The organism is Azonexus sp. MM2026_4, from assembly GCF_055901855.1.
In genome coordinates, this window is record NZ_CM148380.1 from 4,088,738 (window position 1) to 4,102,938 (window position 14,201).

At 61.3% G+C, this 14,201-nt stretch carries 15 protein-coding genes and 1 tRNA gene; all 16 read left to right on the forward strand.

All coding sequences use genetic code 11. The features are described from left to right. Nucleotide 1 precedes the first annotated feature (1 nt). The 16 genes from glmM to nuoL all read left to right on the forward strand — a co-directional run bounded on the left by glmM (nucleotide 2) and on the right by nuoL (nucleotide 14,191). Complete coding sequence (gene glmM / locus AC0KWY_RS19320) at nucleotides 2-1,357, forward strand: phosphoglucosamine mutase (RefSeq protein WP_474027118.1); 1,356 nt, start codon at nucleotides 2-4, stop codon at nucleotides 1,355-1,357. 75 nt (nucleotides 1,358-1,432) lie between these two features. Further along, entirely contained in the window at nucleotides 1,433-2,188 is a 756-nt protein-coding gene (tpiA, locus tag AC0KWY_RS19325; RefSeq protein WP_474027119.1) for a triose-phosphate isomerase, read from the forward strand. A gap of 12 nt (nucleotides 2,189-2,200) precedes the next feature. Continuing rightward, the gene (gene secG / locus AC0KWY_RS19330; protein WP_474027121.1) at nucleotides 2,201-2,572 is read left to right on the forward strand and encodes a preprotein translocase subunit SecG; all 372 of its coding nucleotides are present in this window, start codon (nucleotides 2,201-2,203) and stop codon (nucleotides 2,570-2,572) included. 48 nt (nucleotides 2,573-2,620) lie between these two features. Then, a tRNA-Leu gene (locus tag AC0KWY_RS19335) sits at nucleotides 2,621-2,705 on the forward strand. 64 nt (nucleotides 2,706-2,769) lie between these two features. Beyond that, the gene (ndhC, locus tag AC0KWY_RS19340; protein ID WP_474027122.1) at nucleotides 2,770-3,144 is read left to right on the forward strand and encodes an NADH-quinone oxidoreductase subunit A; all 375 of its coding nucleotides are present in this window, start codon (nucleotides 2,770-2,772) and stop codon (nucleotides 3,142-3,144) included. Between the two features lie 9 nt (nucleotides 3,145-3,153). Then, the gene (locus tag AC0KWY_RS19345; protein WP_374326518.1) at nucleotides 3,154-3,630 is read left to right on the forward strand and encodes a NuoB/complex I 20 kDa subunit family protein; all 477 of its coding nucleotides are present in this window, start codon (nucleotides 3,154-3,156) and stop codon (nucleotides 3,628-3,630) included. Between the two features lie 19 nt (nucleotides 3,631-3,649). Next, nucleotides 3,650-4,255 (forward strand): NADH-quinone oxidoreductase subunit C, encoded by a 606-nt coding sequence (locus AC0KWY_RS19350; RefSeq protein ID WP_474027123.1) that lies wholly within the window; start codon nucleotides 3,650-3,652, stop codon nucleotides 4,253-4,255. Then, entirely contained in the window at nucleotides 4,248-5,501 is a 1,254-nt protein-coding gene (locus tag AC0KWY_RS19355; RefSeq protein ID WP_474027124.1) for an NADH-quinone oxidoreductase subunit D, read from the forward strand. Before AC0KWY_RS19350 ends, AC0KWY_RS19355 begins: the two co-directional genes overlap by 8 nt. Then, a complete protein-coding gene (nuoE, locus tag AC0KWY_RS19360; protein ID WP_474027125.1) occupies nucleotides 5,501-5,974 on the forward strand; it encodes an NADH-quinone oxidoreductase subunit NuoE in 474 nt (157 codons plus the stop codon). The genes AC0KWY_RS19355 and nuoE overlap by 1 nt, the downstream gene beginning before the upstream one ends. Continuing rightward, nucleotides 5,974-7,302: an NADH-quinone oxidoreductase subunit NuoF gene (gene nuoF, locus AC0KWY_RS19365; RefSeq protein ID WP_474027126.1), complete on the forward strand. Its 1,329-nt coding sequence runs from the start codon at nucleotides 5,974-5,976 to the stop codon at nucleotides 7,300-7,302. The genes nuoE and nuoF overlap by 1 nt, the downstream gene beginning before the upstream one ends. A 36-nt stretch (nucleotides 7,303-7,338) precedes the next feature. After that, nucleotides 7,339-9,672 carry an NADH-quinone oxidoreductase subunit NuoG gene (nuoG, locus tag AC0KWY_RS19370; protein WP_474027127.1) on the forward strand — a complete coding sequence of 778 codons (2,334 nt, stop codon included), beginning with the start codon at nucleotides 7,339-7,341 and terminating at the stop codon, nucleotides 9,670-9,672. Further along, nucleotides 9,673-10,719, forward strand: a complete 1,047-nt coding sequence (gene nuoH / locus AC0KWY_RS19375; RefSeq protein ID WP_474027128.1) for an NADH-quinone oxidoreductase subunit NuoH — start codon at nucleotides 9,673-9,675, stop codon at nucleotides 10,717-10,719. It abuts the gene before it with no gap. Nucleotides 10,720-10,730: 11 nt separating this feature from the next. Further along, complete coding sequence (gene nuoI / locus AC0KWY_RS19380) at nucleotides 10,731-11,219, forward strand: NADH-quinone oxidoreductase subunit NuoI (protein ID WP_474027129.1); 489 nt, start codon at nucleotides 10,731-10,733, stop codon at nucleotides 11,217-11,219. A gap of 12 nt (nucleotides 11,220-11,231) precedes the next feature. After that, nucleotides 11,232-11,828, forward strand: coding sequence for an NADH-quinone oxidoreductase subunit J (locus tag AC0KWY_RS19385; protein WP_474027130.1), 597 nt, complete (start codon nucleotides 11,232-11,234; stop codon nucleotides 11,826-11,828). 12 nt (nucleotides 11,829-11,840) lie between these two features. Further along, the gene (gene nuoK / locus AC0KWY_RS19390; RefSeq protein ID WP_234087476.1) at nucleotides 11,841-12,152 is read left to right on the forward strand and encodes an NADH-quinone oxidoreductase subunit NuoK; all 312 of its coding nucleotides are present in this window, start codon (nucleotides 11,841-11,843) and stop codon (nucleotides 12,150-12,152) included. 2 nt (nucleotides 12,153-12,154) lie between these two features. After that, nucleotides 12,155-14,191 carry an NADH-quinone oxidoreductase subunit L gene (gene nuoL / locus AC0KWY_RS19395; RefSeq protein WP_474027131.1) on the forward strand — a complete coding sequence of 679 codons (2,037 nt, stop codon included), beginning with the start codon at nucleotides 12,155-12,157 and terminating at the stop codon, nucleotides 14,189-14,191. Nucleotides 14,192-14,201 lie beyond the last annotated feature (10 nt).

The window sequence follows — 14,201 nt, forward strand, 5'->3', positions numbered from 1 at the left end:
AATGAGCAGAAAATATTTTGGTACGGATGGCGTGCGCGGACGGGTTGGGCAGGCGCCGATTACCCCGGATTTCGTGATGCGTCTGGGCTACGCGGCGGGCAAGGTGCTGCTGGAGACGGTCGAAATGCCGGCCGACGAGCGGCCGACGGTGTTGATCGGCAAGGACACCCGGATTTCCGGTTACATGCTTGAGTCAGCCCTGGAGGCCGGGCTTTCGGCGGCGGGTGTCGACGTCTGCCTGGTCGGGCCGATGCCGACGCCGGCCGTTGCGTACTTGACCCGTGCGCTGCGCTTGCAGGCCGGGATCGTCATTTCGGCTTCGCACAATCCTTATTACGATAATGGAATCAAGTTCTTCTCGGCGCAGGGAACCAAGCTGCCGGACGAAGTCGAGCAGGCGATCGAGGCTGCCATCGATCAGCCGATGCTCTGTGCTCAATCGGCCGGATTGGGCCGGGTTACTCGTATGGAGGATGCGCGCGGGCGCTACATCGAGTTCTGCAAGAGCACTTTCCCGAACGAGTTCGACCTACGTGGCCTGAAGATCGTCGTCGATTGCGCGCATGGTGCGGCTTACCATATTGCGCCTGACGTGTTTCATGAACTGGGGGCGGAGGTGATCCCGATGGGGGTCCAGCCCAACGGACTGAACATCAACGACAAGGTCGGTGCCACCGAGCCGCAGGCCTTGCGCGATGCGGTGCTGGCGAATCGTGCAGATCTCGGCATCGCACTCGATGGTGACGCCGACCGCATCCAGATGGTCGATGCCCAGGGTAATCTCTACGACGGAGACCAACTGCTTCACGCAATCGTCTGCCATCGCGCGAAGGTGGGCGAGGTGCGCGGGGTGGTCGGCACGCTGATGACCAATCTCGCGCTCGAGCACGCCCTGCAGGCGATGGGTATCGCCTTCGAGCGTGCCGCTGTCGGCGATCGCTACGTCGTCGAAGGCCTGCGGCGGAACAACTGGCTTTTCGGTGGCGAGAATTCCGGGCATATCCTGGTTCTTGATCGCCATACCACGGGCGACGGCATCATTGCCGGTCTGCAGGTTCTGGCGGCCTTGCGCGAAAGCGGTGGGACGCTTGAGTCGCTGCTGGGGACGCTGAAGCTTTACCCGCAGAAACTGATCAACGTTCCGGTAAGCAAGGGATTTGCATGGCGCGATTCGCCGTCGATCAGCGCAGTACATGCAGCGGTCGAGGAGAAACTGGCCGGGCGGGGCAGGGTGTTGCTACGCCCCTCGGGGACTGAGCCCTTGCTGCGGGTGATGGTCGAAGGCGAGGATGCGGCAGAGGTCACTCGGGTCGCTGAAGAGATCGCTGCGGTGGTGCGTGCGGCGGCAGCTAACTGAGTTTCGTACGCCCGACATTGACCGGCGTCGCGAGCGCTGGCTATAATCCTAGGGTTTTTCTCCTCAGGGGTTGGCATGTCTGCACGTCGCAAGCTCGTTGCCGGTAACTGGAAGATGCACGGTAGTCGTTCGCGCAACGACGATCTGCTGGCTCAGCTCGTGGCGGGAGTTGACGGTTTGGGCTGTGACGTACTGGTCTGTCCGCCGTATCCTTACCTCGCACAGGTTCAAGCTGCGCTACTCGGTACCAAGGTGGCGCTGGGGGCGCAGAATGTCAGCGAGCATGCTGAGGGGGCTTTTACGGGCGAGGTTGCGCCGGCCATGCTGCGCGATGTCGGTTGTACGCATGTTCTGGTTGGGCACTCCGAAAGGCGTAGTCTGTACGGCGAGTCGGATGCGGTGGTTGCCGCCAAGTTTGTCGCGGCGCAAGCGGCTGGTCTGGTTCCCGTGCTTTGCGTTGGAGAGACGCTTGCCGAGCGCGAGGCCGGGTTGACGCAGGCGGTTGTCGATCGGCAGTTGCTGGCGGTGCTGGAGCTTGCGGGAGTTGCTGCCATGCGCCAGGCGGTTGTCGCTTACGAACCGGTATGGGCAATTGGTACCGGGCGCACGGCATCGCCGGAGCAAGCGCAGGCGGTGCATGCGGGGATTCGTGCCGTGTTGGCGGTGCGTGCCCCGGAAGTGGCTGCCGGGGTGCGGATTCTTTACGGCGGCAGCGTGAAGCCGCAAAGTGCAGAAGAGTTGTTCAGGCAGCCCGATATCGACGGTGGTCTGGTTGGTGGGGCTGCTTTGGTGGCTGGTGATTTTTTGGCGATTTGTCGCGCCGCAAACTGATAGGCATACAAGATGAACTGGTTGTTTTCCGTGCTATTGACGGTCCATATTCTGGTGGCCCTGGCGATCATTGCTCTGGTGTTGATGCAGCATGGCAAGGGGGCTGACATGGGGGCGGCTTTCGGTAGTGGCTCTTCCGGCAGTCTTTTTGGTGCCTCGGGTTCGGCGAATTTCCTCAGTCGAACGACGGGGGTTCTGGCAACGGTGTTTTTTCTGACCAGTCTTTCGCTGGCCTACGTCGCCTCCGAGAAGCCAAAAACGACTGGTAGTCTGATGCAAGAATCTGTACAATCGCAGTCTGTTTCGCCGGCGGTTCCGGCTGCTGGTGAAGCGCCGGAATCCCCTGTGGCAGGGGGTTCCAAGGCGCAAGATATTCCGAAATAATAATATTGCAGTTCGTCCGGTTTTGGGTGGGGCGGGCTGTGCAGACGTGCCGACGTGGTGAAATTGGTAGACACGCTATCTTGAGGGGGTAGTGGCGCAAGCTGTGCGAGTTCGAGTCTCGCCGTCGGCACCATAGCACTGGGGGTTTCCGGGCAAGCCGGGAATTTCTTATCGGAACAACGACAATTTGGCGGCGGATGATGGAAACCTATTTTCCAATTCTGATGTTTGTTCTTGTGGGGGTTGCTGTCGGCGTGCTGCCGGTGGCGATGGGGTTCTTGCTTGGGCCGCAGAGGCCCGATGCGGAAAAGCTCTCTCCCTATGAGTGCGGTTTTGAAGCGTTCGAAGATGCGCGCATGAAATTCGATGTGCGCTATTACCTGATCGCTATCCTCTTCATTCTCTTCGATCTGGAAGTCGCCTTCCTTGTGCCGTGGGCGACGATCTTCAAAGATATCGTGGCGACCGATGCCATCAAGGTTTTCGGTTTTGTCGAGATGCTGATTTTCGTCGCCATCCTGACCGTGGGCTATGTCTATGCCTGGGCCAAGGGCGCGCTGGAATGGGAATAAGGTCGAGAGATGGCGATTGAAGGAATCCTGCAGGAAGGTTTTGTCACCACCACGGCTGACAAGCTGATCAACTACATGCGCACCGGGTCGATCTGGCCGATGACTTTCGGCCTGGCCTGTTGTGCCGTCGAAATGATTCACGCCGGTTGCTCGCGCTACGACCTGGACCGCTTCGGTATCGTTTTTCGTCCCAGTCCGCGTCAGTCGGACGTGATGATTGTTGCCGGTACCCTGACCAACAAGATGGCGCCGGCGCTGCGCAAGGTCTATGACCAGATGGCCGAGCCGCGTTGGGTGGTCTCCATGGGGTCCTGCGCGAACGGTGGCGGCTATTACCACTATTCCTATTCGGTGGTGCGCGGCTGTGATCGCATCGTGCCGGTCGATATCTATGTGCCGGGCTGTCCGCCGACCGCCGAGGCGCTGCTCTACGGTCTGATCCAGTTGCAGAACAAGATCCGTCGCACCAATACCATTGCCCGCTAATTTTCGAGGCTGATTCCTTATGTCTGCCAAGCTGGAAGCGCTTAGCCAAAAATTGCAGGAACGTTTCGGGGAGAAGCTGCAGTCGACAAAGCTTGCCCTGGGCGAGTTGACCGTGGAAGTTGCTGCGGCTGACTACTTCGAGTTCATGAAATCATTGCGCGATGAGGCGGATTTCTCCTTCGAGGAGTTGATCGACCTCTGTGGCGTCGATTATTCCACCTACGGCGATGGCGCCTGGACGGGGCGCCGTTTTGCCGCCGTCACTCACCTGCTGTCCATCGCGCACAACTTCCGCCTGCGGGTTCGCGTCTTCGCCGACGATGATGCTTTCCCGGCCGTGGATTCGGTGACCTCGCTGTGGAAGAGCGCCAACTGGTTCGAGCGCGAGGCCTTCGACCTGTACGGTATCGCCTTCGTCGGCCACGAGGATTTGCGTCGCATCCTGACCGACTACGGTTTCATCGGTCACCCCTTCCGCAAGGATTTCCCGATTTCCGGGCATGTCGAGATGCGCTACGACCCCGATCAGGGGCGCGTCGTCTACCAGCCCGTCACCATCGAACCGCGTGAAAACACGCCGCGCATCGTCCGCGAAGACGCCTACGGAGATCCGGCACATGGCTGATATCCGCAATTTCACCCTTAACTTCGGTCCGCAACACCCGGCGGCACACGGCGTTTTGCGTCTGGTGCTGGAACTGGACGGCGAAGTCGTCCAGCGCGCCGATCCGCACATCGGCCTGCTCCACCGGGCAACCGAGAAGCTTGCCGAAACCCGCACCTGGGTTCAGTCAGTGCCGTACATGGATCGTCTCGACTACGTGTCGACGATGTGCAACGAGCACGCCTACTGCCTCGGCGTCGAGAAGCTGTTGCAGATCGAAGTGCCGGAGCGTGGCAAGTACATCCGGACGATGTTCGACGAGATCACCCGTCTCCTCAACCATCTGTTGTGGATTGGCTGTCACGCGCTCGACGTCGGTGCGATGACCATGGCGCTCTATACCTTCCGCGAGCGCGAAGACCTGATGGATGCCTACGAGGCGGTCTGCGGCGCCCGTCTGCACGCGGCCTACTACCGGCCGGGCGGCGTTTATCGCGATCTGCCGGATCGCATGCCGCAATATCGCGAGTCGACCTGGACCAGTGCCAAGAAGGCCAAGGAACTCAACGACAATCGCAGCGGCTCGCTGCTCGATTTCATCGAGGACTTCACCGAGCGCTTCCCGAAATACCATTCGGAATACCACACCCTGCTGACCGACAACCGGATCTGGAAGCAGCGTCTGGTCAACGTCGGTGTCGTCAGCCCGGAGCGCGCCATGCAGCTCGGCTTCACCGGCGCCATGCTGCGCGGTTCCGGCGTCGCCTGGGACTTGCGCAAGAAGCAACCGTACGCTGCCTACGACAAGGTCGATTTCGACATTCCGCTCGGCGTCAACGGCGACAGCTACGACCGCTACCTCGTCCGCATGGAAGAGATGCTGCAGTCGAACCGCATCATCAAGCAGTGCGTCGACTGGTTGCGCAAGAATCCCGGCCCGGTGATCACCGACAACCACAAGGTGGCGCCGCCGAAGCGCGAAGCGATGAAGTCGAACATGGAAGAGCTGATCCACCACTTCAAGCTGTTCACCGAAGGTATCCATGTCACGCCCGGCGAAGCCTATGCGGCGATCGAGCATCCGAAGGGCGAATTCGGCATCTATTTCATTTCCGATGGCGCCAACAAGCCCTACCGCATGAAGATTCGTGCGCCCGGCTTTGCCCATCTGGCGGCGATGGACGAAATGGCGACCGGCCACATGCTGGCTGACGTCGTGACGATCATCGGTTCCCAGGATATCGTTTTTGGCGAGATTGACCGCTGATGTTTTCCGCTGACACCCTACAGAAATTCGCCCGCGAGGTCGCCAAGTACCCCGCCGATCAGAAACAGTCGGCGGTCATGGCCTGTCTGGCCCACGCCCAGGAAGAGAAGGGCTGGCTGCCGCCGGAAGCGATCGAGTCCGTTGCCGACTACCTCGGCATGCCGCCGATCGCGGCCTACGAGGTGGCTTCCTTCTACAACATGTACGACCTCAAGCCGGTCGGCAAGTACAAGATCACGGTCTGTACCAACCTGCCGTGCGCTCTGTCCGGCGGCTATCACGCCGGCGAATACCTGCAGCAGAAGCTTGGCATCGGCTACAACGAGACGACCGCCGACGGCAAATTCACGCTCAAGGAAGGCGAGTGCATGGGGGCCTGCGGCGACGCGCCGGTGTTCATCGTGAACAACCGTTCGATGTGCAGCCACATGCACCCGGAACAGATCGACAAGCTGCTCGAGGAGTGCAAGTAATGGCCATGATGGGGGCGATCAACCCGGTCCTGACGGCCGGTCTCAAGGGCGACGATGGCTGGTCGCTCAATGATTACGTGGCGCGCGGCGGCTACGAGCAGCTGAAGCGCATCCTGCAGAGCGGGATGACCCAGGAAGACGTGATCAACGAAGTCAAGAAGTCCGTGCTGCGCGGTCGCGGCGGCGCCGGCTTCCCGACCGGTCTGAAATGGTCCTTCATGCCGCGCTCCTTCCCGGGCGACAAGTACATCGTCTGCAACACCGACGAAGGCGAACCGGGGACGTTCAAGGACCGCGACATCATGCGCTACAACCCGCATGCGGTCATCGAAGGCATGGCCATTGCCGCCTTCGCGATGGGGGCAACGCGCGGTTACAACTACGTGCACGGCGAGATCTGGGAAATCTACCAGCGCTTCGAGGCGGCTCTCGACGAAGCTCGTGCCGCCGGCTTCATCGGCCAGAACATTCTCGGCTCCAGCTTCAGCTTCGAGTTGTTCGCCCATCACGGTTATGGCGCCTACATCTGCGGCGAGGAAACCGCGCTGCTCGAATCGATCGAGGGCAAGAAGGGGCAGCCGCGCTTCAAACCGCCGTTCCCGGCTTCCTTCGGTCTCTACGGCAAGCCGACGACGATCAACAACACCGAAACCTTCGCCTCCATCCCCTTCATCCTGAACATGGGCGGCGAGGAGTTCCTCAACCTGGGCAAACCGAACAACGGCGGCACCAAGCTGTTCTCGGTGTCCGGCCACGTCAATCGCCCGGGTAATTACGAAATTCCGCTCGGCACGCCGTTCGCGACGCTGCTCGAGATGTGCGGCGGCATGCGCGGCGGGCGCAAGCTGAAGGCAGTCATTCCCGGCGGTTCGTCGGCGCCGATCATGCCGGCCGAGGTGATCATGGATTGCACCATGGATTACGACTCGATCAGCAAGGGCGGTTCGATGCTCGGTTCCGGTGCCGTCATCGTCATGGACGAGACGGTGTGCATGGTCAAGGCACTCGAGCGTCTGTCCTTCTTCTATCACGAGGAATCCTGCGGCCAATGCACGCCCTGCCGCGAAGGTACGGCCTGGATGTACAAGGTGGTGCATCGCATCGAGAACGGGCAGGGCAAGCCGGAGGATCTGGACCTGCTCAACAGCGTGCTCGGCAACATCGCCGGTCGTACCATCTGCGCGCTCGGCGACGCGGCGGCTTTCCCGGTGCAGAGCTTCATCAAGCACTTCCGCAGCGAATTCGAATACCACATCGAACACAAGACCTGTCTGGTACCCAAGGATGTTCAATGGGCCGGCAGCGGTTTCCACAAGATCCCGGCCTGACGGGTCGTTCAAGAAAACTGGCTACAAGGTAGCGACATGCTAGAAATCGAAATCGACGGCAAGAAAGCGCAAGTGCCCGACGGCAGCACGGTGATGGACGCCGCGCAGCAGTTGGGTGTCTACATCCCGCATTTCTGCTATCACAAGAAACTCTCGATTGCCGCCAACTGCCGCATGTGTCTGGTGCAGGTGGAGAAGGCGCCGAAGCCGTTGCCGGCGTGTGCAACGCCGGTGACCAATGGCATGCGGGTATTCACCCACTCCGATCTCGCGGTCAAGGCGCAGAAGGGGGTGATGGAATTCCTGCTCATCAACCACCCGCTCGATTGCCCGATCTGTGACCAGGGTGGCGAATGCCAGTTGCAGGACATGTCGGTCGGTTACGGCCCGATGCAGAGCCGCTACAGCGAAGAGAAGCACGTCGTCTTCCACAAGAACGTCGGGCCGCTGATCTCGATGGAAGAGATGAGCCGCTGCATCCACTGCACGCGCTGCGTCCGCTTCGGCCAGGAAATCGCCGGCATCATGGAACTCGGCATGGCCAACCGCAACATGCACTCCGAGATCCAGACCTTCGTCGGTCGCTCGGTCGATTCCGAGCTCTCCGGCAACATGATCGATCTCTGCCCGGTCGGTGCCCTGACCTCGAAGCCCTTCCGCTACACCGCTCGCGCCTGGGAACTGCAACGGCGCAAGTCGGTCAGCCCGCACGACTCGGTCGGCGCCAACCTGGTCGTTCAAGTCAAGCACGATGCCGTGATGCGCGTACTGCCGCGGGAAAACGACGCGGTCAACGAGTGCTGGATTTCGGACAAGGAGCGTTTCTCCTACCAGGCGCTCAATTCCGATCAGCGCCTGACCAAGCCGATGGTCAAGCAGGGCGGCGAATGGGTCGAGTGTGACTGGAACGTCGCGCTGGACTACGTCGCCCACGGCCTCAAGGACATCGTCCGTGATCACGGTGGCGATGCCGTCGCCGCATTGGCGACCCAGAACGCGACGGTCGAGGAGCTCTACCTGCTCGGCAAGCTGATGAAGGGCCTGGGCAGCGGCAATGTCGATTTCCGTACCCGCCACTCCGACTTCACCAGCGATGGCAAGCGCGCCGGCGCCCCGTGGCTGGGCCTGCGCCTGGCCGAGATCAAGGATCTCGACGCGGCACTCGTGATCGGTTCCTTCCTGCGCAAGGATCATCCGCTGATTGCTCAGCGCCTGCGCCAGGCCGCCAAGAAATACACCAAGGTGAGTCTCATCTCGGTGACGGCGGACGATCAGCTGATCAACCTGCACGGCCGCCTGACCGTTGCGCCTTCGCAACTGGTCTTCGCGCTGGCGGCGGTGGTGCGTGCCGCGGCCGAGGCCAAGGGACTGGCGACGCCGGCCGGCCTCGAGAATGTCGCGGTCTGCGACGAAAGCCGCAAGATCGCGCAAAGCCTGCTCGACGGTGAAAAGCGCGCGCTCTTCCTCGGCAACGTCGCCACGCAATCGGCCGACGCCACCCAGATCCATGCGCTGACCTGCCTGCTCGGTGAAATCACCGGTGCCAGTGTCGGCTTCCTGGGCGAGTCCGCGAATACCGTCGGTGCCCACCTCGTTGGCGCCCTGCCGTCCGCTGCCAATGCCCGCCAGATGTTCGAACAGCCGCGTCAGGGCTACGTCCTGTTCGGCGTCGAACCCGAATTCGATTGTGCCAACCCGCAGCAGGCCCTGGCCGCGCTGCGCCAGGCCCGGATGGTCGTCGTCATGTCGGCGTTCAAGCATGACCCGGCGCTCGACTACGCCGACGTGATGTTGCCGCTCGCCCCTTACACCGAGACTTCCGGCACCTTCGTCAATATCGAGGGGCGCATCCAGTCCTTCAACGGCGTCGTCAAGCCGCTTGGTGCTGCGCGTCCGGCCTGGAAGGTGCTGCGTGTTCTCGGCAACGTGCTGGCGCTCGACGGTTTCGACTACATGAGCAGCGAAGCAGTGCGTGACGAGGTGCTGGGTCGTGACAAGGAGTTCGCCGCCGGCCTCGACAGCGGGCTGAACGGTGTCGCCGTGGCTTTGCCGGCCGTCGCCAATGGCGGGTTGCAGCGCATCGCCGATGTGCCGATCAATTTTGCCGATGCCATGGCACGCCGCGCACCGGCCCTGCAACAGACGGCCGACGGCAAGGCGCCGACCCTGCGCGCCGCCGCCGTAACCCTGGCGGCGCTGGGAATCGAGTCCGGCGCAACGGTCCGCGTCCGGCAGGGCGACGGGGTTGCCACTCTGCTTGCCCAGGCCGACGACAAGGTGCCGGCAAACTGTGTCCGCGTTGCCGCGGCCCATCCGACGACCGCAATGCTGGGCGAGATGTTCGGCGCGATTTCCGTGGAGCGTGCATAAATGGACGCACTGATGAGTTTCGGACAGGGAATTTTCGGCGGCGTCTGGCCGGCCGTGTGGACCCTGATCAAGATCGTTCTGATCGTCGCCCCGCTGCTGCTGGGCGTTGCCTACCTGACCTGGGTCGAGCGTAAGGTGATCGGCTACATGCAGGTCCGTATCGGTCCCAACCGGGTTGGCCCCTACGGTCTGATCCAGCCGATCGCCGACGGCCTAAAGCTGCTGCTCAAGGAGGTCATCGTTCCCAGCAGTTCGAGCAAGGGCGTCTTCATCGTTGCGCCGATGCTGGCGATGGCGCCGGCGCTGGCGGTCTGGGCCGTGGTGCCGTTCGGTGACGGCCTGGTGCTGGCGGACATCGATGCCAGCCTGCTCTACATCATGGCGATCAGTTCGATCGGTGTGTACGGGATCATCCTTTCCGGCTGGGCGTCCAACTCCAAGTACGCCTTCCTCGGCGGCATCCGTTCCGCGGCGCAGATGGTGTCCTACGAAATCGCCATGGGCTTTTCGCTGATCACCGTGCTGATGGTTTCCAACAGCCTGAATCTCGGCGAGATCGTCAATGGTCAGGCTAGTGGTCGCTTCGCCGATTTCGGGCTCGGTTTCCTGTCGTGGAACTGGCTGCCGCTGCTGCCGATGTTCGTGGTTTATCTGATCGCCGGTACCGCTGAACTGAACCGCGCGCCGTTCGACCTCGCCGAAGGCGAATCGGAAATCGTCGGTTTTCACGTCGAATACTCCGGCATGGCCTTCGCGCTGTTCTTCCTCGCCGAATACGCGAACATGATCCTGGTCTCCGCGCTGACCTCGCTGCTGTTCCTCGGCGGCTGGCTGTCGCCGGTCGGCTTCCTGCCCGACGGCATCCTCTGGCTGTTCGCCAAGATGTTCTTCGTGCTCGTCCTTTTCCTGTGGTTCCGCGCCACCTTCCCCCGTTATCGCTATGACCTGCTGATGCGCCTGGGCTGGAAAGTCTTCCTGCCGCTGTGCCTGATCTGGCTGGTCGTCGTCGGGGCGTGGATGCTGTCCCCGCTGAACATCTGGAACTGAGGAGAATAAGAATGGGTTCGATGATGGAAGTCTTCAACAGCCTCTTTCTCAAGGAGCTGTTGAAAGGCATGTCGGTGACGGGCAAGTATTTCTTTGCCCGCAAGATCACCGTCCAGTATCCGGAAGAAAAGACGCCGCAGTCCTTCCGTTTCCGCGGTCTGCACGCGCTGCGCCGCTACGAGAATGGCGAGGAACGCTGCATCGCCTGCAAGCTGTGCGAGGCGATCTGCCCGGCGTTGGCGATCACCATCGAGGCCGAGCCGCGCGACGACGGTTCGCGGCGCACCACCCGCTACGACATCGATCTGACCAAGTGCATCTTCTGCGGTTTCTGCGAGGAAGCCTGCCCGGTCAACGCGATCGTCGAAACGCGCATTTTCGAGTACCACGGCGAAAAGCGCGGCGACCTCTATTACACCAAGCAGATGCTGCTGGCCAACGGTGAGCGCTACGAAGCGCAGATTGCCGAAGACCGCGCGCTTGATGCGCCTTACCGCTGACAGGTGCCCGCGATGGATTTCCCGACTTCCGTTTTCTTCTTCCTCTCCGCGATCCTGGTGTTCGCCGCCCTGCGTGTGATCACCGCACGCAACCCGGTTTACGCCGCGCTGCACCTGATGCTCGCCTTCTTCACCTGCGGTGGCATCTGGGCGCTGCTGCAGGCGGAGTTCCTGGCGATCGCCATCATCCTCGTCTATGTCGGCGCGGTCATGGTGCTCTTCCTGTTCGTCGTCATGATGCTCGACATCAACCTCGACCGCATCCGCGAGGGCTTCTGGCAATACCTGCCGCTCGGCGCCGTGCTCGGCCTGCTGATGGTCCTCGAGATGGGACTGGTGCTCGGCAGCAAGTACTTCCAGGTGCCCGCCGCCGAGGCCGTTGTCCCGGCCGGCGTATCCAACACCAAGGAAATCGGTACGCTGATGTTCACCGATTACGTGTTCCCCTTCGAACTCGCATCGATCATCCTGCTCGTCGGCATGATCGCCGCCATCGTGCTGACCTACCGCGGGCCGAAGAAATCGAAGATTTCCAATCCGAACATGCAGGTCTTCGTGAAGGCCAAGGACCGCATGCGCGTGATCCAGATGCCTGTTGAAAAAGACTGACCCGGGGCCAACATGCTGACGCTTTCACTTTCCCATTTCCTGATCCTTGGCGCGATCCTGTTCGCGATCAGCGTGGTCGGTATCTTCCTCAACCGGAAGAACCTGATCGTCCTGCTGATGGCGATCGAACTGATGCTGCTCGCGGTCAATATGAACTTCGTCGCCTTCTCGCACTATCTGGGCGATCTCTCCGGGCAGATCTTCGTCTTCTTCATCCTGACCGTCGCCGCCGCCGAGGCCGCCATCGGCCTGGCGATCCTGATCGTGCTGTTCCGCAACCTCAAGAGCATCCATGTGGATGACCTGGGCAGCCTGAAGGGTTAACCATGGAAATGCAAAAACTCTACCTGCTCGTGCCGATGGCGCCTCTGATCGGCGCCATGATCGCCGGCCTTTTCTGCCGCGTCATCCCGCGCTGGCTCGCCCACACGGCGACCATCGCCGGTGTCGCTACCGCCTTCGTCACTTCGCTGTTCATCTTCCAGGACGTGATGGCCGGCAACACCTTCAACGGCCCGGTCTACACCTGGCTGACCAGCGGCGACTACAAGTTCGAAGTCGGTTTCCTGATCGACACCCTGACCGTGACGATGATGCTGGTCGTCACTTTCGTCTCGCTGATGGTGCACATCTACACCATCGGCTACATGCACGACGATCCTGGCTACAACCGCTTCTTCAGCTACATCTCGCTGTTCACCTTCTCGATGCTGATGCTGGTGATGGCCAACAACTTCACCCAGCTCTTCTTCGGTTGGGAAGCGGTCGGTCTCGTCTCCTACCTGCTGATCGGCTTCTGGTACACCCGGCCGACGGCGATCTTCGCCAACATGAAGGCCTTCCTGGTCAACCGGGTCGGCGACTTCGGTTTCATCCTCGGTATCGGTCTGGTGCTGGCGCATTTCGGTACGCTCGATTACGCCGAAGTGTTCAAGCTGGCGCCGACGCTTGCCGACGCCAAGATCAACATCTGGGGCGATCAGCAGTGGTCGCTGATGACCGTCACCTGCATCTGCCTGTTCATCGGCGCCATGGGCAAGTCGGCGCAAGTGCCGCTGCACGTCTGGCTGCCGGATTCGATGGAAGGCCCGACCCCGATCTCGGCGCTGATCCACGCCGCGACCATGGTTACCGCCGGCATCTTCATGGTGTCCCGGATGTCGCCGCTGTTCGAGCTGTCGACCACCGCGCTGTCCTTCGTCATCACGATTGGCGCCATCACCGCGCTGTTCATGGGCTTCCTCGGCATCATCCAGAACGACATCAAGCGCGTCGTCGCCTACTCGACGCTGTCGCAGCTCGGCTACATGACCGTCGCGTTGGGGGCTTCGGCGTACTCGGTGGCGATCTTCCACCTGATGACGCACGCCTTCTTCAAGGCGCTCCTGTTCCTCGCCGCCGGCTCGGTGATCATCGGCATGCATCACGACCAGGACATCCGCAACATGGGCGGTCTCCGGAAGTACATGCCGATCACCTGGATCACCTCGCTGATCGGCTCGCTGGCGCTGATCGGTACGCCTTTCCTGGCCGGGTTCTATTCCAAGGATTCGATCATCGAAGCGGTCAAGCTCTCGCACATCCCGGGCGCCGGTTTTGCCTACTTCGCCGTGCTGGCCGGTGTCTTCGTCACCGCCTTCTACTCCTTCCGCATGTATTTCCTCGTCTTCCACGGCGAAGAGCGCTTCGGCAAGGCTGACGACGCCCATCATCACGAACACCATGGCGATCACGACGACGAAGAAGTCGCCCACGATCACCACCATGGTCTGGCACCGGGCCAGAAGCCGCACGAAACGCCGTTGGTGGTGACCCTGCCGCTGGTGCTGCTGGCGATACCCTCGGTGGTCATCGGTTACATCGGCATCGGTCCGATGCTTGGCGGCGACTACTTCAAGGGCGTCATCCACATCGACGAAGTGGCGCATCCGGCGTTCTCGCATTTCATCGAGGAATTCCACGGCGCTGCCGCCATGGGCCTGCATGCCTTCACGTCGCTGCCGTTTTTCCTGGCGCTGGCTGGCGTCGCGCTGTCCTGGTTCTTCTACATGAAGCGGCCGGACATCCCGGCGGCGATCCAGCGTCGTTTCTCGGCGATCAACACGATTCTCGAAAACAAGTACTACTTCGACCAGATCAACGAGACCGTCTTCGCCGGTGGCTCGCGCCTGCTCGGCAAGGTGCTCTGGCGCGGTGGCGACGTCGGCATCATCGACGGCCTGATCGTCAATGGTTCGGCCAAGGTGGTCGGCTGGGTTTCGACCATCACCCGGCTGTTCCAGACCGGCTACGTTTATCACTACGCATTCACCATGATCATCGGTCTGCTGGCCATGATGACCTGGTGGATCAACCGCGCATAGCATGAATCGC

Excerpts from the sequence above, each read along its gene's own strand:
- glmM (WP_474027118.1), top strand. The coding sequence starts at position 2 with ATGAGCAGAAAATATTTTGGTACGGATGGCGTGCGCGGACGGGTTGGG.
- tpiA (WP_474027119.1), top strand. The coding sequence starts at position 1,433 with ATGTCTGCACGTCGCAAGCTCGTTGCCGGTAACTGGAAGATGCACGGT.
- secG (WP_474027121.1), top strand. The coding sequence starts at position 2,201 with ATGAACTGGTTGTTTTCCGTGCTATTGACGGTCCATATTCTGGTGGCC.
- ndhC (WP_474027122.1), top strand. The coding sequence starts at position 2,770 with ATGATGGAAACCTATTTTCCAATTCTGATGTTTGTTCTTGTGGGGGTT.
- AC0KWY_RS19345 (WP_374326518.1), top strand. The coding sequence starts at position 3,154 with ATGGCGATTGAAGGAATCCTGCAGGAAGGTTTTGTCACCACCACGGCT.
- AC0KWY_RS19350 (WP_474027123.1), top strand. The coding sequence starts at position 3,650 with ATGTCTGCCAAGCTGGAAGCGCTTAGCCAAAAATTGCAGGAACGTTTC.
- AC0KWY_RS19355 (WP_474027124.1), top strand. The coding sequence starts at position 4,248 with ATGGCTGATATCCGCAATTTCACCCTTAACTTCGGTCCGCAACACCCG.
- nuoE (WP_474027125.1), top strand. The coding sequence starts at position 5,501 with ATGTTTTCCGCTGACACCCTACAGAAATTCGCCCGCGAGGTCGCCAAG.
- nuoF (WP_474027126.1), top strand. The coding sequence starts at position 5,974 with ATGGCCATGATGGGGGCGATCAACCCGGTCCTGACGGCCGGTCTCAAG.
- nuoG (WP_474027127.1), top strand. The coding sequence starts at position 7,339 with ATGCTAGAAATCGAAATCGACGGCAAGAAAGCGCAAGTGCCCGACGGC.
- nuoH (WP_474027128.1), top strand. The coding sequence starts at position 9,673 with ATGGACGCACTGATGAGTTTCGGACAGGGAATTTTCGGCGGCGTCTGG.
- nuoI (WP_474027129.1), top strand. The coding sequence starts at position 10,731 with ATGGGTTCGATGATGGAAGTCTTCAACAGCCTCTTTCTCAAGGAGCTG.
- AC0KWY_RS19385 (WP_474027130.1), top strand. The coding sequence starts at position 11,232 with ATGGATTTCCCGACTTCCGTTTTCTTCTTCCTCTCCGCGATCCTGGTG.
- nuoK (WP_234087476.1), top strand. The coding sequence starts at position 11,841 with ATGCTGACGCTTTCACTTTCCCATTTCCTGATCCTTGGCGCGATCCTG.
- nuoL (WP_474027131.1), top strand. The coding sequence starts at position 12,155 with ATGGAAATGCAAAAACTCTACCTGCTCGTGCCGATGGCGCCTCTGATC.